This window comes from Rathayibacter sp. PhB1 (assembly GCF_004362935.1).
Classification (GTDB): domain Bacteria; phylum Actinomycetota; class Actinomycetes; order Actinomycetales; family Microbacteriaceae; genus Rathayibacter; species Rathayibacter festucae.
Genome location: NZ_SNYD01000003.1, coordinates 144,514 through 163,852, shown reverse-complemented (window position 1 = coordinate 163,852; position 19,339 = coordinate 144,514). Strand labels below are relative to the sequence as shown.

Here is a 19,339-nt window from a genome sequence, read left to right as displayed (position 1 = left end):
CCGATCGCTCCGGTCCGAGCTCGCCGAGAACGAAGCGAAGAGGCGGTTGAAGGACATCTACTGTCAGCGGGCTCCGGCGATGGCTGCGGCCTGAGCTGCGGTGACGAGTGGCTCGAAGAACCCGTTCTTACCCACGAGAGAGTTCCGGTCGAGAAGAAGGTTCATCGACTCGCATGATGTCTCCGGCGCCATGAGGCAGGAGTGGCATGCGGCAAGATTCAAACCGTCGATGCTCTGTGGCGAGGACTCGGCACACACCGGATCGTTGGCACACCAGCTCATGGACGTCAGGGCGTTGACGATCGACTCCGGGAGTCGATCGCGCTCGCCTTCTCGGGCGAGACCCCCGAGCGTGCCGGCAGTACCTCCGGTGGTCGTGTAAACGAGGACGCCGTAGTCGCCTTGTGCGGCGTAGACCCGCTCCCGGAGGGCAGGGGCGGTGTATCCGGCAGTGTGGGCGAGTCGAGCCATCAGGACGTGAGCGAACGAGTGCAACATCAAGAACTGCGGTGTGGCGGCGGCGAGCCGTGACCGGAGATTCGAATCGTCGCGGTTCCGCTGGAGCATCCCGTAGCGATCGGCGCTCGATCGGCGGCCCGCCCACTCGTCGATGGGCGCGGACTCGAAACGGATGAAGACGCCTTCTCCGTAGTTCTCGACCGCCGGCAGCCAGCTCTTGAAGATCTCCGACCGGGGCACGGAGGGTACGAGGGCCGCATCGGGCTTGTAGCGCCGGAACCCGATCGACGCGCGGACCTCGCGGAGACGATCGACGATGACAACACCGTCGAACGTTCTCGTCAAGACCTCGCCGACCTCGCCTGCCCCTGTTATCTCATCGATGCGTGTCACGAAGTCCGACGTCGAAGCCGATCCTTGGCGTGCCGCGTTGAACGCCTCGAATTCTTCGTCGAGGATGCTGCGGCTGATTCGTGCATGGTCGAACGCAGTGGTGCCCGTCCGAGCCGCGAGGACCGTCTCGACGGAGACGTCGAGGTCGTCTGCGATGAACTGAGCGATCTGGTTGATCTTGAGCGGTGCCTGAGCCGCGAGGAGTGCATCGTGCATGAGGTGCGATTGGATCGAGTCGGACGCGGTCTCCGCTCTGGACGCGACCCACGGTATGTCGATCGCTGAAACGACGTCCCCGAATCTGACGTTCGTCGCGCCGCGCTGCTGAGCATCGAGCGGTTCCGCGCAGCGTGTCTCGACCCGGCCGCGCTCCCACGGCTGTCGCCCGCTGCAGTTGAAGCCGTCCCTCGCGAGCGTGTTCTTGTTCAACTCCCCGAGTGAACGACTGCGGCCGCAGTCGCATACGACCTGGAGCGCGGAGAGCCCGGCGCCCCTGCCGCTCGTGACGAATCTCAGCTTCGGGCTAGCGCAGACCTCCGCCGGCCGGTGAGACCAACGGTCCCAAGGCACGTCTTCGGCATGACCTCGGGTCGTGCAGAGCAGGACGAAGCGCATCGGTACCAGCCGACCGTCGCAGTCCGGACACGACGGTGCTGAACCGGCCTTGGTGTTGTCGGTGACCTTCCATCTGTGCATCAGGCTGCAGCGATCACAGAACATCCACGCGGGGAACCGGGTGAACTCGAGAGCTCTCCGACCGTCCTTCTCCTGATCGTCGTAGCTCGGGGCGGAACGCAGTTCCTCGACCTTTCGACCGTCGATCCCGAGCTTCTCGACGAGGCGGGGGCAGTCGACCGCCGGGAGCTGGTGCGGGGGCGGCCAGGCTTCGCCTGTCGGCGCCATGAAAGATTCTCCGAGGATGTCCACGATGGCGCCGGGCCCGAAGGGCGCGATGGTTTCGGTGAGACGCAGAGTGCGCGCCTCGATCACACTTTTCGGCGACCACTTCTTCCCACTCTTGATCGCCATCACTTCTCTCCCCATGCTCTGACGCGGACGACCGCATCGACGGTTCGCATCGAATTCATCGCAGCCCAGCCGATCCCTGATTCGTCGAAGTTCTTCAGCAGGCGCTCGTCCGGCTCGTCCGACTCGTAGAGAAGGTCTGCGTTCTTCTCGCGCGCAGTCGCCGCACGACGACCCCACTCGACGCCGGCGGCGGCGAGCTCCCGGCCGGCTTCTTCGAGTTCTCGCGGATCGGCCACGGCTATGTGGTCGAGGATCAGGGCGGACGCCTGCTGTGCCACCGCGGAGTCGACCTCGTACTCGCGCGCCGCTTCGTTCTGCCGCAGCGAGAGCTGTCTCACCAGCATCGCGTAAGCGGCTCGTAGCGACCGGTGCCGCGCCTGCAACGACCAGGGTGTCACCGACGCGGGTTCGACGAAGCGGTAGTACGAGTCGTGGTACGGACCGAAACCTTCGTAGACGGATCGATCACGGGGTTTGTGGCTGCGGAACATGGTGATGACGATGCCCGGCACGGTTCCGCGCCCGACGCGGCTGGTCGCCTGAATGTACTCCGAGGTCGACTTGGGATGTCCGTTGACCAGCATCAGCCCGAGCCGATCGACGTCGATACCGACGGACAGAATGTTCGTAGCGGCAAGTGCGTCGATCACGCCGTCTGAGTCGGGTCCCTCGCCGAGCCTGTTCAAGAGCTCGATCAGCTCCGAATCGCGCACGTTGCTGTTCAACTCCTCGACGGCATAGCTTCGAACCGCCGACGACTCCAGATCAGCACGACGGTCGAGATCGCTCTTCACGTCGTCGCGGAGGATGGTGACGGTGCGCCCCAGCTCCCGAAGACTGTTGTGGTACAGGACGAGCGTCCAATACGCGCTTCTCTGCGCGCCGGTGAGGCCTAGCGCATCGGGAGCCAGGCCTGCCTCGATGGCGAGACGGCCGAGCGCCCAAGCCGGGCTGTGGGCCTGCGGCATGATGCCGACGTAGGTACGGCCGGGGCGCTCCAGGTCGGGCTCGGCGAAGAAGCTGTCATCGGCGTTCAAGCCGCTCGGAGGGAAGACGGCCGTTCGCGGACGAGCGAAGATCCCGCGCACCTGCTCAGCTGCAGCGCGAACAGTCGCAGACGACGCGACGATCTTCGGTGGCCGTCCACCGGACGAGAGCATGGCGGAGATCGCAGCCTCGTAAGTACCGACGACCGTTCCGAGCGGTCCGGAGAGGAGATGCAGCTCGTCCTGGATCACGAGGCTGGGTGGACGGTTCTGCGTCCCGAGGCCCAAGAGTGTCCCGGCGGTCGAAAGACGTGAGAGACGAGCGAACTTGTCGACCGTCCCGACGACCATCGTCGGTGGGAAGGCGTACATGGCTTCATCGACGACCTGTACAGGCAGGCGCTCGACGAAAGGGCACTCGGCCCGAGTGCAGTGGATCCGAAAGGACGAGTTCGTGGCATCGAAACCGTAAGCGCTCGGATCGAAGCTGCGTTCCTGCGGGACGAGTGGCGTGTCGCACCACGGACAATCGCGGATCTGGAAGTTGTTCTGAGGTCTCTGCTGGCCGACCAGCTGTGCCAACCGCTCCTTCGCCTGCGCAAAAGTGTTCGGGGTGGCGTTCTTTCCCACCCAGAGGCCGACAGAGAAGGCCGCACTGCCTCGGAGCTGAGGCTCGTCGAGTCTCATCAGCTCGAGAGCGCAGATCAGCCGAGCCGCGCGTTGGAACTGTTGCGCTGTCAGAAGTCGCATCGTGTAGCGAGTCAGCACGGCCGTACCGCCTCCGTGGAGGGGCTCGACGAGTCGTCGGCGGATCATCTCGAGCGCGGCGAGCCCGAGGTAGGCCTCGGTCTTGCCGCCGCCCGTCGGGAACCAGATCAGGTCGACGAGATCCCGGTCCGAATGCCCGGGGCTCGTCGTCGAGGACACGCTCAGAAGGATGAACGCCAGCTGGAAGGGGCGCCAGGCGGGCTCTCTGTCCGGCTCGGGGGGTAGGCCGCGAAGCATCTGATCTCGCATCGCACGGTTCGCGAGCTGGAACGCGTCGAAGATCGTTTCGTCAGAGGCGAGGAGAGCGACGCCCTCGGACATGCGCTCGTGAGCGGAAGTCATCTTGTTCAGTAGCGACGCGGCCGCACGCCGATCGTTCAGCGTGTCGGCCTCTTGCCTGCGCTCCTCCACCCATGCGGAGTACTCGTCGACGAATCGGCGGAGGCCTTCGACGATCGTCGAACGCGCATTTTCCCTGTCTGCGAGGACACCCAGTCGGAGAAAGGTGTCGGACGATTCTCGTGCCTTGATGGCAGGTACCGTCTTCACCGGAACAGTGACCGAACGGAGACCAGTGGGGCTGCTCCCTGACTCGTCCCATTCGACGGAGACACCGTGTCCGACGCCGTAGGTTCGCCGGCCGCGGTAGCGCAGACGCAGCTCGTCCTCCTCAGGATCGCGAGTGAAGGAGACGGCTTCAGGGTACGGATGGAGATCGCCTCCTGCGATCTCGCAGCTGAAAGCCGCCTGGAACAGGCAGTCAGCGCTCGCAGACTTCGCCTCGCCCTCCTCCACCTCTCGAGCGTTCGCGAGGGAGACGGTCGTGAGGGTCAAGCCCGCGAATCGGCGATTGCGCCAATCGACGCGAGCCCGACCGTTGAAGACGTCTGCGGAGCCGGCGGGATCGTTCGAAGGTACGGACACGACTGCCGGCGACAACGGGGAGCGGCGCCAACCGTCGCCCTCGACCGAATACAGCGCCGCTTCGACCCGGACGGCGATCGATCCGCCGTCGTGAAGGAAGGACATACCCATGGTGCTGGGAGCCCACCCGAAGGCACTGGTGAGATCGAGACCGTCGTCGGCTTCCTCGTCGTCCATGCCGGAGTCACCCCCCGTCTCCTCGTCCGGGAGGAGGTCCGATCGGACGACGGCATCCTCATCGGTGGAGACCGCAAGGCCGGTGCGGCCGGTGCGCTTCTCCGTGGGATAAAGCGTTCCGACGAGGTAGGCGTAGACGGGATCCTGGTCGAGCAGCTCGACGGCTCCACCCGCCGGGCCCAGCCATGCCGCCCGAAGCCGATCCACCACGGCGTTGCGGCTCTGCTCCATCGTCGGCTGCGTCTGCGCTGCAGTCATGACCGGTCCTCCCACAGGTAATCGAATTCCGTATAAGCAAGGTCGATGCCGAACTGATCGAAGGTGTCAGCGACGTTCACGATCGTGCAGATGTCCGTTCCGCCGTTCTTGTGGCCACGAAGGCCACGGCCGACCATCTGGATGTACCGGTTGGGGCTGAAGGTCGGGCGCGCGATGTAGAGCGCTCGCACTGTCGGAGCGTCGAAGCCCTGGGTGAGCAGGTCGCAGTTGATGAGGAACTGAGCCTCACCGGACTTGAACCGTTCGACGGCCGCACGTCGCGCAGGTCGTCGCATCCCCCCGTCCACCGATTCCGCCGAGCGACCTTCGAGGCGAAGTAGTGCAGCCATCGTGTGTGCGGACGCCACTGAAGGCGTGAACACGAGTATCGGCCAATCCGTGGGCTGAGCGAGAAGGTCGTCGAGCAGCAGCTGCGTCCGCTCGAGGTCGGCGCCGATCCGTTCCAGGAGGGAGCGGTTGACCTCCTTCAGCTTCTTGAGATCGGCGAGCTCCTGATCCGTCGCCTCGTAGTCGCCCCCGGCGAGCACCCGATGATCGATGTCGGAGAGGACGCCACGGGAGCGCAGTTCGCTGACGGCGGTTTCGGCGGGGAACGCTTCGAGACGACGTTCGCCGAAGCGCTGAGCCAAGGTCCTGTTGTTCTCTACACCCCGGCCCTTGAACGCCGTCGCTGTGAGACCGAGGAGCGTGCGCGAGGTCTGCGACGCGGTGAGTCCGAGCCAGGAGAGGATCTCCGTATATGTTTTGGAGGTAGCCGTATGGGCCTCGTCGATGACGACGAGAGAGGGATCCGAGAGCCACTGCAGTCGAGACGCCGACCTACTGATCTGACTACTCACCTTGTCGTCGATCGCCACGACCAGTTGGAAGTCCGCATCGGCCTCCTCGACCGCGTAATCACCCCAGAAGCGGCTGATCTCGAGGACGCGAGCATCGCCGAGAGCTCTCCAGACGTCGGTCCAGGTCTGAATCGCCTGCTCGCACAGCTCTTCGGACTGCGCGATCCATAAGATCGGGCCGCTGAGCTCGCCGGCCAAGATCATCCGGATGACCGCTTCGACGCTCACTCGGGTCTTGCCTGCGCCTGTCGGCAGCGTCAGGAGGGCCCGCTGCGGTACTCCTGGCGCCATGACGAGCTCGCGGATCTGAGCAGCCAGGTCTTCCTGGAAGTCGTGCAGTCCGGAGAGCTCGATCTTTCCCTGGATCTGGACCGACCTCGGCTTCGAAACCTGCTGCGAGCCTGCGAAGGCGATCGGAAAGCCGAGATTCTCGACGAATCCGCGAGCCGCGTCGGTGCCGGCCCAGGTCTTGGGGACGCCGTCCAGATCGTCGAGTCGCTTGCGGAGAACCCAGAGTGCATCGTCTCCGTGTATCTCGAGGAAGATCTCGGCGACGCGGACATCCGGCTGTTCGCCTTGACGTTCTTCGACGACCTCCAGGAGCCCCTTCGGAAGCTCTTCGCGCAGGGCCTTCACTCCGGCCAGGAGAAGAAGGCGCTGGGAGTCCGTCTCAGCCGCACGACACAGGTTCACCAGCTCCGTCTTCCGCAGGCTCTCGTCCTCGTGGAGAACCCGCGCGGCGTCGTTCGCGCTCAGACCGAGCCCTACACCCTTGAATATCTCGAGAAGAGTGTCGATACTGTCCAGCTCCGAATCGATGAAGATGGTGAGTCGATCGTCTGATAAGGCACGTCGCAGCCTTTGCTCTGTGCTCCCGTGAGGCCCGGAGAGGCGCCGCACGATCCTCGGGCTTCGTGCGACCTTGACGTTCTCGAGCTTCGCGTAGCGGAAGCGGAGTGAAGGGTGCATGTCCTCGACGAGCTCCGGAGGGGTCCCCGGCTCGATGTCGATCGATTTCGCCAAGGCGACTTGCGCCTCCTGCAGGCGCCATCTGTCGGCGAGCGATTCGACGCCGGGGACGTTCGCGGGCAACCAGGCGATCTCGAGCTCGTCCAGGTCGGCGATGTCCTCGCTCTGAGCGACGAAGACGGATCCGGTCGGGACCCAGGTCACCGAGCCTCGGCTGAAAGCGGGGATCCGTGCGGGGCGGGACTTCAAGCGGCCGGCGACTGCGACGACAAATTCGACCAACTGACGCTGATCGAGCTTGGAGCCCGGCTCGATGACATCGGGCGAGAACGACCGGAGGAGCAGCGCATCAGCGACGTCGACCAATTGCTCCGGAGCTTCGAAGAACTCCGACATCTTCGCGTCCGCCACCGGCAGGAACGCACCGAATCTCATGAGGCCTGCGCCGACGAAATCACCGGGGCGACGGATCCCGTTCGAAGTCTTCACCCGCCCGTGGGTGCTGAGCACCCAACGTTCGAAGGAGAAGTGGGCGGCGGACGCCTTTTTGCCTCCGACAGCGACCGCGGTGTAGCGGTGCCTCGCCTCCGCACCTCGCCCTACCAGCTCGTGCGTCCATGTCGCGGCGTCTCGCGGGGCGTCCACCAGTCCGGGCAGGATGTCCAGCGGACCGAGCGTGGTGAGCTGTTCCAGCTCCACCCTGTCCAGGCGCAGGCTCTCGGTACGGAAGGCTTGGACGAACTCGGACACGAGCCATGTGCGGTACCCCGCGAAGAGTCCGTCGTTCTCGGCGGCGGCGCGACGCGGAGTCGCCTGGAGACAACCCGCCGCGACGAGTGTGTTCATCGGAACTCCGCCTGCTGCGGCTCGCCGCTCCGGTGGTACACCCGAGAAGGGCGAGGACGCGAAGAGATCCGAAGCGCGTCGGAGCTCTCCGGTCTCCGAGGCGACCTTGATCGAGGCCCGAAGCCGAAGTGTGTCTATGACCTTCGTGGACTCGTCACGGTCAGCATGTTCGATGAGAGACCAGAACATGTTCCAGTCCTTGTCGGGCGACCGATCGCTCAGTCGAGTGACGAGGGCCTTCAGGGCGGTCGTGGCCGAAGCGCTCCTCATTCCCAGCTCGACGAGCCGTGCTCGAACAGAGTCCTCGCGCGCGAATCGGGGATCGACGAACGGGATCCCCTCCGGCGACTCGAACCCGTCGACAGGAAGCAGAGCCGTTGCGACCGCCTGTTCGATGGAGAGTCGGCCCGCGCTGGTGGGAACGATCGAGGCGTGCCGCACTGCATCGTCGCCACGAGTGCGTTTGAGCGCCGCGACGATCTCGAGACAGGCGACGAGCGCTGCCGGTGTTCCGACCGCGGCGAGCTCCTCCAGCCATCTGTCGAGACGGACTTCACCGCCCGTACGTTCGCCCGTCTCTCTCGTCAATGTCCGGAGCCGCGAGGAGCGGGTACGTGTCCGATAGCACCCCGCGTGCGGCGTATCGATCCGAGCCACCTGCTCCTGCCAGAGCGCGACGATCTGCTCCGTCGCAGGTGCGGCACGTCCGTCGTCCTCGTCGGCGGCTTCGGGATAGTTCGAGAACTCACCCGGTGTCCTCAGGACCCCGGACGCGTCCGGAATGATCTCGCGGGACCTCGCGAGTCGAGGGATCGCTTCGGAGAGCCGGTGATCGCCGGGACCGCGGATCTCCCGTCCACGTCCGGGGAAAAGGTCGAGGTGAGCGGCCGGATCCTTCGAGTCCGACGACCGGATCGCCACGTCGAGGAAGAGCTCGGCGCAGACGTCGAGCATCTCCCCGTTCAGCCGGCTCCCGGCGAGCATCGTCGTTCGATCGTCATTGACCTGCCAGGGCGCATTGAAGATGCCGCTGGCTGTCGTGCGATCGCTGAGAGGGAACCACGCCCAGAACTGTCCTAGGGCGGCGCGTGTGCCGGGTGGCACGGCGTAAGAGACCGTCATGGCGTTTCTTCTGGCTGTGTCGGGCAGCGTCGCGAGTGTCTCCGACGAGGGTTCGAACCGCCTCTCGGCCAGAAGCCAGCGGACCTTCTTGCCGTCGGGCCCCATCAGACGGACCTCGCCTCGATCCGCGGCGTCGTCTCGCGTGTGCTTCATCGTGTTCAACGAGCCGTCCGCATTCTGCAGGGATACGACGAGTTCGCGGATCGAACGCATGAAGAGGAGTAATTCGGTGTTCAAGCCGCGCAGCTCGTCCCTGATCCTGGTGCCGCCGGAGACCAGCGGCACTTTGATCACGGTCGAGGCCCAGCCGAGCAGCTCGGCCAGATGCGGATCGTCGGCCTGAGCCGCATCGGTGTCGACCGGCGTCGGGACGCGCATCACGGGCAGACGACCGGATTGCGACTCCATCCCTTCGAAGAGCACGGCGACGTCGTCTCCGTTGAACTGGAACGACGCGTCACGGCTGTGGATCTGCGGGTTGTTCGTGATCCCGAGGAGCGACTTGAATCCCAGACCGAATCGGCCGATCTGTTCGCCGCGCTTTTCGCTGAGAAAGGCCATCGAAACCGCGCGTACGCCGTCACGATTGAACGGAGCCCCCTCGTTGGCACAGTAGAGCGCCCTGTCGGCGACTCGGAACTCGACCCGCCCCGCATCAGTGCCCATGGCATCGGCAGCGTTCTGGAGGAGCTCGCTCACTTGGCGCGTGCCGTACCCACCGAAGCGATAGCTGTCCTCCTGCCGGACGTGTTCCTCCAGCAGATCCCGGTTGCGACGGTACGTGTCGATCGCCGTCGCCTGTAGCTCCAGCACGTATCCGCGCAAGTCCGTCACGTCTTCGTGGTGCACGATCGTTCCCCTCAGCGAAGCAGCACTGCTCATCCGACTCGATGATGACTGAGTGAACCATCAGCCACCGACATAAGACAATTCAAGACATCGATGGAGGCGTTCGAGCCTCCCGCACGGAACCGGGAGGGGAGTGGCCTCCCGCTCGTAGAGCGCGGCATCACTTTCTTCAAATACCGGCGTTCGCGAGTTGTAGCAGGACCATTCGATCGAGCACGTCGATGTCGTGAAGTCCGTAGAAGGCGAGGAGATGCTCCATCCGGCTCGTCTGAGTGTCTTCCGGTGCGAGGCGGGCGGCTGCCAGCGCCTCGCGCAGGGGTACCTCCAGCAGACGTCGCACACCGAGCGGACGCACTCGGAGGTCTGGAGTCCCGACCACTCGTAGTGCTCGCTGGGAGCCCAACCCGGGGAGTTCGAAGTCGTCGGCCTCGATTCGACGTGCTTCGAGCAACGCCTCGATGGCGGAGCCCATCGCCGCGTCTGCGGAACTGAGGATCGATTCGTCCTCGACCGCTCCTGCGATCAGTCGGCGCAGCCTCGACAGCAGAACAGGGCCTTCGATTGCGACGGCGCTCTCGATCATGTCTTCGAGTGCGGAGGTCTCGAGGAGCTGGGTGGCCGAAAGCGCTGCCGGGCGGCTGTAGGCGAGGTAGGACGGTTCGACGAGACCGAGTGCCCGATCGGGAACGTCTGCGTCGGGGACGACCACTGCCGAACCCGCGCCGCTCGCGGCCTGCTGATCCTTCGTGACCGCTGCCGTTCCGGTGACCGCTGCCGTCGAGAGTTGCACCACCTCCTCAACGAGAGTCCTGATCTCATCCGGCTCGAGGGCCGAGGACTGCACGAAGGCGAGGAGTCGCCGAATCCTCTTCGTCGTGTCCCGAACGACAGCTCGGCGCTCGTCGGAGACGTCCGCGAAGGACCGAGCCAGAGCCCGAACCAGGGGGCCGTCACCTCCGATCGATCGCCGTTCGAAGAGCTGATTCAGATCGCTCTCAGAGAGTTGACGGAGAAGCTCCGGTTCTGGGCGGAAGGCCTCACCCTGCCACCAGAGTCGAGCCCACGTGTGACGGGTCAAATCGCTGCCGATCCAACGTTCCTTGTTCTTACGGCCGAAGCGCCACTCCGTCAATTCGGGTAGGACGGCGAACGCGACGAAGGACCAGACGTCGCCGGCGGCCGCCTCCGCGAAAGGGACGTCCACGAGTTCTCTGACGACGAAGGCTGCTTCGCGGTCGAAGCGCCCGAGCGCATCCGACGACGTCGACTCGGGGTAACCGTGGCTCTGCGCGAGCTCCGTCATCCGCTCGCGGAGCCGCGCGAACTCCTGTTCGTCCGCGCGATTACCGATCGCTCGCCACTGCACGTCACGGATGAGGGAGGAGCCGGTCGCCGCCTTAGCGCTCTTCACCCGTTCCCATTCACCGGATGCGGCTGCTCTGCTCAGTCGAGGCCAGATGATCATGCGATCTGCCGCCCTACCCCGAGACCGCGGACCTTGGACATGATCGAAGAACGCCACATGGCCAGTTCCGCCGGAACGGTCGGCACGGATCCGAGATCATCCGCGCGGGTGAGGAGGGAATGCAGGACGTGGCCGACAGTGTCCTCCTCCCACGACGATTCCGAGGTCAGCTCGTGCTGGAGCATCGATGCGGATTCGAGAAGAAGCCCGAGCACGCCCTCTTCGAGGGCGTCGAGCAGCATCCGTTCGCGATCACTCGGGTTGCGAGAGCCGATCGCCTTCGTCAGTTCGGAATCACGCTCATTGATCTGCAGGCGGAATCCCGCCAAGAAGGTCTGGTCCAGCTCCTGAGACGTCTCGAGGTGCCAGCTCGCCTTGTTCGGCAACCGGGTCTTGACGAAGTCGACGATCTCCACCGGGAACATTCCGACGGTGCCCTCGAGCGCGACGGTGAAACGGCGGTCGGTGAGGACGGAGCCCCGTCGACGTGCCGTTCCGGCACCGACATCCGCACGGGGCAACGCCACGACCGCGGTGGTGACCTCGACGTTCCCGTCCAGGCGATCGCCCGGCAGTGTCACGGTGAAGTGAGTGACTCCGCTTCGGGTCAGGGCCTGTCGAGGAGCGGCGGCTCGGAATCGACTGGAGGAGCAGGACCAGGAGACGACGAGCGCCATCTCGTCCAGGCCGAGGCCCGTCTCGGTCTCGACGGCTTGAGGATCCATCTCCACGGAACCGCGGATGATCAGATCCATGGACGGGTCCCACCCCTCGATCTCTTCACCGAGCGGGATCCAGGCGTCCCCGTCGAGGAGATCGGGCAGTGACCACTTGATCGTCCCTGGTCGGGGGGTCCTGTAAGGCGCGACAGAGTCGACCACGTCAGTTGTTCCAATCCACGGACAGGCGTACTGCCGCGTCGTCGATGACAGTGGCGGTCAGCCACCATCTCTCACCGGCGTCGGGAGCCGGAGGAAGTATCGGTCCCACGATGAGGAGATCGTCCTGCTCGCTTCGCCATTCGAATTCTGGTCCGGCCGTCCCCTCCGGTGGGTCCTCCTCCGTTCCACCGCTCTCGAGCACGATCTGAGCGGTGGCGATCACGCTCTGTCCCTCGTCGCTACTCGGCACCTCGACGAGCGCCCGAAGAAAGGCAGTGTCGTTCTCCACGACGATGTCAGGGCCTTCGACGAACCGGGGCTTCGCGGCACGTCTCTTCCGGGACCCGCCACCCCCACCACCGCCTTCTCCTTCGCTACCGCCGCCGGTGGTGCTCGAGCCGTCCGCGCCGGCGCCGGTACCGGAGAAACTCCTGGTCACCGAACCCAGGCGAGCTGCGAGGCGGCCTAGACCGGCTGTCTCGGAGGTCGCCTTCGACGCTCGCCGCGGGTTCACCTCGTTCTGGATGCGCGCGCGGAGGAACGGACCGAGATCACGGACGACGCCGAGATCTGTACCCCGAAGACCGGCGAGGACCCACGCATCGTGTGTCGGCGGCTCCGCTCGCCCGAAGACCTCGTCCGCTTCTTCGGACCCGATGAACACACCGGCGTAGCCGAATCGCGGATCAGGATGTTCCTCGCCGACGAAGTAGTCGACCACGAGCTCGACCCGCCTCATGCGGGCGACATGACGCCTCGGACCTTCGAGAGGGCAGGCAGCGCCGAACTCCTCAGAGTCGGAGGGCTGCGCCTCCGAGATCTGGAGAGCCAACACGCCTACGTCGAACGGCTCGCGCTTCCGCTCGTACTTCTGGCCTTCCTGTCGGCGGGCCTTCTCGAGAGCGATGACGAACGCCTGCATCGAGGGGATCCGATCGGCGGACGGGACCTGCTCGACCAGTCCATCGACACTCGTCGAGAGGAGAACGACGCCCTCCTGAGCTTCGACCGTCTTCGGCCACAGGTGCCACACCATCGATGAGCGCAGGTATGCGATCGCCTCTTCGACCGTGCGGTCTCTGTCCGAGTCGAACATTCCGAGGCTCGGATCGATGATGATCACGTCCGTGCCGTGCTCTCCCTCGGCGAAACCGGGAAGACCGAGTTCGGAGGACAGAGCTGCAGCCTCTTCACCGGTGACCGGGTCGGGAACGCCGCCCACGATGTCACCCCACCAGTGACGCCCGGTGTAGACCTCGTCGCCGTCTTCCCACTTGTGCGTCATTGCCGCACCCATGACGCGCCGCCCCGCCTTGCGGTCGACCGCGTGAGTATCGACGAGGATCGCGCTCGCCTTGCTCACCGAATAATAGATGCCCTTCCCGAAACCGTAGGTGCCCCCACCCAGGGACTGATTGCGGGGTTCTCCGACGTTGCGGAGGAACTGGACGAAGTCAGGGCGTTCGTCCTGCTCTACACGGAGATCGGCGCGGGCGGGACCACCGAGTCCGACCGTCCCTCTATCGCTCACGGTCATCACCAGAGTGTCGGCGTTCCACTCGGTCGAACCGAAGAGACCGCTCGCGCTCGGAAGATTCGACTGGAAGCGATCCCGCCACACGTCCGCGCGGTCCCCGAGGCGTGAGATGTCGATGTTGAATCGCACTTCTCGGCCGGCCCGAGCATCCCAGCTGTTCTGCGCGGCTTCGCGAGCCAGGACGGTCAGCGGGTCGAGCCGGGGCTGACCGAGTTGCTTCTTGATGCCGTCGGCGGCCGCCGATCCTTCGGGCGCGAAACGCTGCGACCACCACTCAGGCATGGAGAACCTCTTTCAGGAGTGTGTCGAGATCTTGTCCCGAGCTGTAGGGCAGGAGAGCCGCCGTCCGAAGGGAATAGCTCACTCCGGAGAAGTCCTCCGAGGACGCACCTTCGGACACAGTCAAGCGTGGTGTGTCACCGGTGACCCGAATCACGATCACGAAGCCGGTGACGAATCGCGCGAGAGTGCTGTCGTCCTGCTCCAGGTCGAGGCGAGCCGCGGACAGGGGGCCACGGAGATCGACGCCGTACCGATCGCGTAGGCGTCGCGCCGTCTCGACGACTGTCGCCCCGTCATCTGCTTCGGAGACTTCGACCAGAGCGAGATGAAGGCTCTTCGCCTCGTGTTCCGACAGCTGCTCGAGCCCGTGTATCTCGACGGTCGCGGCACCGGCCAGAGCTTTGACCTCTATGCAGTCGCGAGCGAATTCGAAGTCATGCGGTTCTCGGAACGGGCCGCGCCAGGACGGGATCGAAGTCGCGTCGATGCTCAGGGCGTGCTCCAGCAACATCAGCTCGGCTGCGAGACCCATCTGCTCGATGAACGAAAGCCCTTTCGTGCGCTGAAGAGCCAGAAGGCGCCGCCAACGATCGACGGCGTCCAGCGCTGCCGCGCCGGCCGTTTCGAGCGTCTCGATCGAGTCGGTCACCTCATCGATCAACAGGTCGAATTCACCGTGCACAGAGACGTCGGTGCAGGCGATGTCGAGGACGAGGCCTGTCTCGTCGCCGAAGGCCAGGGGCAACACGTCGAAGACCACCACCTCGCCGTTCTGCGGAAGCTGCTTCGGTCTCACCTTGAGCGGAACGAGGAGATGGCGGTGACCTTCGTCGTCGAGGGCGGCACGCACGTGCCTAGCGCCGACCTTTCTGAGTAAGTAGGACTCGAAACGGCTCTCGGAGGGGCGGCTGAGCACGGCCCAAGCGCCGGCCGTCGAGGATCGGGGACTCACGCGGGCGATTCCGTCTCCGTGTCTTCATCGATACCTTCCGCAAAGTCGTCCGGTGTCTCGATCTCCATCGCGGACAGATCGACGGACACCTTCGAAGCAGCGACTCGGAGTTCTGGTGAGGACTGCGTGGGGAAGACGACTCCCATGCCGACGGGCACTTCGACCGCGTTCATCGACAGGCGTTGCCGCTGCTGGCCGCCTTCTGCGCCCCCATCGGGATCGATGAAATAAAGCACGAGAAGACCTCGGTGCTTCAGGACATCATCCTCATTACGACGCACATCCAGTTTCTTCTCGGCCAGCTCACGTGCGTTCGCCCTGGTGATGTCCAGGTCGAGTACACGATCCTCCTTGCTCATCAGTGTCTTGATATCCGCGCGTCCCGGGTGCGGGTAGTCCTTATCGTCCACCACACCTCGTGTCACCATGCGGACGCTCAAATCGCCGACGGTCGTCTCCTTCCCGTTCGGAGACTCCACGATCGCAACGGACCACCTGTGGAGCGAGCCCTCGGATGCGGCGTTGCTACGGGCGATGTATTCGCTCATCAACGCCGTATCGACATCTTTGGAGTCTCCATGGACGGAGTAGGCGTCGAGAAAACGCTGGACGAGGTGCACGGGGACGTCACGATAGAGCCGAGCTCCGATCCTGCTCGTCTCCATGGTGAGGTCCTCCTCCGCGCAGCTCCTCAACAGATCGACGGCAGCAGTCAGATTCTGCGAGAGCCACTGCTTGTCGCGGTTGCGGAAGTACCTGGTCTGGAAGCGACGACCTTCGAACGAGACGAACAGGGGGGACGCTGCTCCCATCTTCGCAGTGATTCGTAGCGCCGGATGGGTGCTGATGCGCACCGCCGCCTGTTCCGGGGTGATGTCCTCCCGCTGGAAGCGGTCGATGTCGTCCCGCATCTCGTACTCGACGCGGGACAGATGGCGGAAGTTCTCGCGCAGCTCGCCCGTCATCCAGATGCGAGGGAGCTCCTCGTACCCGGTCCGGTAACCGAACCACCGCCCCATCTGCATCAGAGTGTCGTAGGTACCGGCAGCTCGGACGAAGAAGCTCACAACGAGGCCCTCGAGTGTCAGGCCGCGCGAGAGGGTGTTTCCGCCGACGGCGATGACGACCTGTGATGCTTCTGCGTTGTAATCGAGTCGGTCAGTGCTGCGGAAGTTGTCGAGTACGACTCTGGAGTCGTCGACAGCGCGTCGGAGGAACGGCAGGATCTCCACGAACGTGAATACTGCGCGATCGGCGGAAGTGGGCGGCACCCGGTGGCTCTCGCGTTCCCAGACCTCCTCCAAACGTCTCGCGGTTGCCGAGTCCTCTTTCGCGAGCCCGTCCGCGGTTCCAGCGCGATACTCCTCGATCATCGGCTTGAAGGCTTCGTGAACCGATGTTTTGACCGAGGTGTGCACCAGCATCGAGCTGTGGCCGAGGTCGCCACGAGCGCGACGCACCGCGGTCGCCAGCCAGAACCAATCGAGCGCGTCGGCGAACCCCGCTGTCAGCTCCGGTTCGAATGAGGCCGCGTCCTTCGTCCCGGGTCGAAGCTTGGCGACGTCGTCGTCGGGCACGATGCGCACCATGTCATAGCCGTCCTCCGGCTCGTCCGAAGGGCCAAGGTCGGAAGTGACGACATCTCGGCCGAAGATCTTTTCCGGTCCGAAGTATCCATCGGGACGCGGCAGGCTGAGAATGAAATCGCGTGGATAGAGGTCGCTGGTGTCATACGGATCGATGAAGACGTTCGCGAACGGGGTGGCGGTGTAGCCGATGTAAGTCGACTTCGATGCGAGCTTGAGAAGGTCGGTGATCAGGGGGTTGATTGTGTTCGTCTGAATGGACGCCTGATCGGCCTCGTCGTCGATGATCAGCATCGGACGCTCCTTGAGTGCCGTGCGGGCCCCGTCGGTTTCGAGCCACTTCTTGAGCTTCCTCAGCACGGACGCGTTCTTCTTCACCACTGCTACACCGGTCTGATGTCCGGAGAGGAGGGCAGCTGCGTCGAACGAGGGGAGCCGGAAGTCGCGATTCAGCTCGGTGAGTCGGAACCAGTCCTTCGCGGGCACACGAGCCAGAGCTTCTTCCAGACGCATCTGCGTCTGCTTCCTAAGGGCGTTGTGAATACCCGAGAGCACGATGATGAGCCCGTACTCGAGGTCGGCCATCTTGGCGGCCGTGGCGAGGAAGTTAGTGGTCTTGCCGCTCTGCACGTACCCGACCACGAGCCCGCGCGTACTCCAACTCGATTTGTCCGGCCGTTCCGTGTGGGCGACGACCTTGTCCGAGGACTTGTTGACGCTCAGGAGCCTCTCGTCGCTCCACTTCTCCGACTCGAACTGGTGGTAGAGCGCATTCCAGAACTTGTCCTTCGGCGTGGGGCCCGGATACCAGTCGGGACGTCCTGCCGAGATGATGACCGGGCCGCCCCTCTGCACCTTCTTGCGATCCGAGTCGAATCGCTCGCGAAGAGCCGTCAGCGTCTCGACCGGCAGGACGCCGGCCATGGATTCCTCCGCTTCTTCGACACCGTGCTGACGGGCATAGAGGGCGAACATTCCGTAGAACATGTCGGTGCTGATGAGACCACTGATCCTTCGTTGGACGCTGATCTTCGAAGCCTATATCGACGACGGGTGTCGTTCAGAACGGACGAATGCTCGGAAAAGCACTCGGGTCAGAAGAGAGGAACGCGCTCCTCGGGCAGCACCGACGACCGCCCGATCGGGCCAACCACTGCCGGGTCCATCGCCGCCGGCGTCATTCCGTTCAGCACCTCGATGAGCTGGGTCGCGATCGCCGCTCCGAGCGGGATCGGTACCGCGTTGCCGATCTGCTTCGCGATCGCCGTCCTCGACCCGACGAACTTGTAGTCCGTGGGGAATCCCTGCAGGATCGCCGCCTCGTACAAGGAGATCGACCGCATGGCCTCCGGGTGCAGGTACCGCCCCTTCTCGGGCTTGAAGAACTCCGTCCGGATCGTGACCGCGGGCTTGTCCCAGTGCAGCCTGCCCATCACGTCCGCGGAGCCGGTGCGGTGCTTCCGCCAGCAGTCGGCCTGGAGCTCGTACGGCAGATCGAAGCGGTTCCCGCCGGCGGGGATGACTTCGAAGCGCTGAAGCGAAAGAGGTGAGTACTTCCTACTGGTGTGGAGCTCGAGACCGGAGTACGGCCCCTTGAAGATCTTCCCCGCGAACTCGATCGACCGTTCGGTGAGGCTGTTCTCGTCGATGGTCTCGAAGGAGACTCGGTGCTCCATCATCAGCACGTCCCGCACTGTGCGGTGGTTCCCGAGATGGGTGGGGACGGGGAAGCCCGGCGCAGGGAGGTCGCGCCGGTGTCCGATCAGCACCGCTCGCTTGCGCGCCTGAGGCGCTCCGTAGTCCGCTGCGTTCAGGATCCGGCACTCGAAGGCGTAGTCCTCGAGGATCTCGCCTGGCTGGACGGCCGCCTCGAACTCGCGGAACTGTGGCGACTTGGTGAAGGCGGCGACGTTCTCGACGACGAAGTACTTGGGACGGACCCGATGGATCGTCTCCGCGTAGGTCCGCCAGAGGTCGTTCCGCTCGTCCTCGACGTCCTGCTTCCCGAGTGTCGAGAAGCCCTGGCAGGGCGGACCACCGATGACGATGTCGATGTCCGTCGGCATCTCCGATTCGGCCAACCAGCTCTGGATGCTGCCGGCCCAGGCCTTTCCGCGGCCGAAGTTCGCTTCGAACGACGCCGCCGCCGCGATCTCCCACTCGACGGCTGCGACGGTCTCGATCCGGGGTGAGGCGGCGTGGAAACCGGCGGTCAGGCCTCCCGCGCCGGCAAAAAGATCGAGGGTGCGGATGGGGCCGGAAGTCATGTGACAAAGCTACCGGCGCGGATCGGCTGATGGAGTCCCACCTCGACATACCATCGACCGATGTCCTGGGCCTCGAGCGACGGTGTCCGGCGGTCGATGCTCTCGAACCGCGGGCGTGACACGAAGGTGGAACTGCGAGTCCGATCAGCGCTCCACGCCGCCGGTCTCCGCTATCGCCTTCAGCTGAAGGTGCCCGGTTCTTCGAGGCGGACGATCGACGTCGCGTTCCCGAAGCAGCGGATCGCGGTGTTCCTCGACGGTTGCTTCTGGCACGGCTGCCCCGTGCACCACACGGTGTCGAAGACCAACGCCGGCTTCTGGGCGGAGAAGGTCACCAGGAATCGTGAACGCGACCGCGACACCGATCGACTGTTGCAGGAGGCGGGCTGGACCTCCCTCCGTTTCTGGGAGCACGAGGACGTCGACGAGATCGTCCGGATCGTCGAGGAGGCCGTCCTCCGAGAGCGTGGAGCGGCCGAAGGACGCCGGAACGGAGCCGGTCCCGCCGCCCCGCCCTGTCTTTGACGCCCCCGCCACCCCCGTGTTACGTTCGCTCTCGGACATGTGACTGGTCGTGCAGGCAGGATCCGACGAAACGCGTACGAAGCGTCGTCGGGTCCTTTTTTTGTGCCCGGACGCCTCCTGACGCCCCGATGACGGGGCGGGGACAGCGACGGAAGCAGCGAAGACACCGGGCAGCACAGCGCAGGGAAGCGCGCGTCCCCCACA

At 64.7% G+C, this 19,339-nt stretch carries 10 protein-coding genes; 1 reads left to right on the top strand and 9 read right to left on the bottom strand.

Annotated elements, in window-relative coordinates:
* Window positions 1-63 precede the first annotated feature (63 nt).
* The 9 genes from drmB to EDF17_RS08550 all read right to left on the bottom strand — a co-directional run bounded on the left by drmB (window position 64) and on the right by EDF17_RS08550 (window position 18,610).
* Window positions 64-1,881 (bottom strand): DrmB family protein, encoded by a 1,818-nt coding sequence (gene drmB, locus EDF17_RS08590; RefSeq protein WP_123446711.1) that lies wholly within the window; start codon window positions 1,879-1,881, stop codon window positions 64-66.
* The gene (locus tag EDF17_RS08585) at window positions 1,881-4,994 is read right to left on the bottom strand and encodes a helicase-related protein (protein WP_123446710.1); all 3,114 of its coding nucleotides are present in this window, start codon (window positions 4,992-4,994) and stop codon (window positions 1,881-1,883) included. The genes drmB and EDF17_RS08585 overlap by 1 nt, the downstream gene beginning before the upstream one ends.
* A complete protein-coding gene (locus tag EDF17_RS08580) occupies window positions 4,991-9,673 on the bottom strand; it encodes a DEAD/DEAH box helicase family protein (protein WP_123446709.1) in 4,683 nt (1,560 codons plus the stop codon). Before EDF17_RS08580 ends, EDF17_RS08585 begins: the two co-directional genes overlap by 4 nt.
* A 136-nt stretch (window positions 9,674-9,809) precedes the next feature.
* Complete coding sequence (locus EDF17_RS08575) at window positions 9,810-11,051, bottom strand: DUF6339 family protein (protein ID WP_123446708.1); 1,242 nt, start codon at window positions 11,049-11,051, stop codon at window positions 9,810-9,812.
* A 50-nt stretch (window positions 11,052-11,101) separates the two neighbouring features.
* A complete protein-coding gene (locus tag EDF17_RS08570; RefSeq protein ID WP_133671954.1) occupies window positions 11,102-11,860 on the bottom strand; it encodes a hypothetical protein in 759 nt (252 codons plus the stop codon).
* Between the two features lie 127 nt (window positions 11,861-11,987).
* Window positions 11,988-13,805 carry a hypothetical protein gene (locus tag EDF17_RS08565; RefSeq protein WP_123446706.1) on the bottom strand — a complete coding sequence of 606 codons (1,818 nt, stop codon included), beginning with the start codon at window positions 13,803-13,805 and terminating at the stop codon, window positions 11,988-11,990.
* Window positions 13,798-14,721, bottom strand: coding sequence for a PD-(D/E)XK motif protein (locus EDF17_RS08560; RefSeq protein WP_166649630.1), 924 nt, complete (start codon window positions 14,719-14,721; stop codon window positions 13,798-13,800). The genes EDF17_RS08565 and EDF17_RS08560 overlap by 8 nt, the downstream gene beginning before the upstream one ends.
* A 32-nt stretch (window positions 14,722-14,753) precedes the next feature.
* A complete protein-coding gene (locus tag EDF17_RS08555) occupies window positions 14,754-17,330 on the bottom strand; it encodes a Z1 domain-containing protein (RefSeq protein ID WP_123446704.1) in 2,577 nt (858 codons plus the stop codon).
* 107 nt (window positions 17,331-17,437) lie between these two features.
* Window positions 17,438-18,610, bottom strand: coding sequence for a DNA cytosine methyltransferase (locus EDF17_RS08550; protein ID WP_123446703.1), 1,173 nt, complete (start codon window positions 18,608-18,610; stop codon window positions 17,438-17,440).
* A 60-nt stretch (window positions 18,611-18,670) separates the two neighbouring features.
* Between EDF17_RS08550 and EDF17_RS08545 the strand changes: the two genes are divergently transcribed.
* A complete protein-coding gene (locus EDF17_RS08545) occupies window positions 18,671-19,135 on the top strand; it encodes a very short patch repair endonuclease (RefSeq protein ID WP_123446702.1) in 465 nt (154 codons plus the stop codon).
* Window positions 19,136-19,339 lie beyond the last annotated feature (204 nt).

Bases quoted from the DNA above. Each gene is read 5' to 3' on its own strand.
- EDF17_RS08585 (WP_123446710.1), bottom strand. From the start codon at position 4,994: ATGACTGCAGCGCAGACGCAGCCGACGATGGAGCAGAGCCGCAACGCC.
- drmB (WP_123446711.1), bottom strand. From the start codon at position 1,881: ATGGCGATCAAGAGTGGGAAGAAGTGGTCGCCGAAAAGTGTGATCGAG.
- EDF17_RS08545 (WP_123446702.1), top strand. From the start codon at position 18,671: ATGTCCTGGGCCTCGAGCGACGGTGTCCGGCGGTCGATGCTCTCGAAC.
- EDF17_RS08555 (WP_123446704.1), bottom strand. From the start codon at position 17,330: ATGTTCTACGGAATGTTCGCCCTCTATGCCCGTCAGCACGGTGTCGAA.
- EDF17_RS08570 (WP_133671954.1), bottom strand. From the start codon at position 11,860: ATGGATCTGATCATCCGCGGTTCCGTGGAGATGGATCCTCAAGCCGTC.
- EDF17_RS08565 (WP_123446706.1), bottom strand. From the start codon at position 13,805: ATGCCTGAGTGGTGGTCGCAGCGTTTCGCGCCCGAAGGATCGGCGGCC.
- EDF17_RS08580 (WP_123446709.1), bottom strand. From the start codon at position 9,673: ATGAGCAGTGCTGCTTCGCTGAGGGGAACGATCGTGCACCACGAAGAC.
- EDF17_RS08550 (WP_123446703.1), bottom strand. From the start codon at position 18,610: ATGACTTCCGGCCCCATCCGCACCCTCGATCTTTTTGCCGGCGCGGGA.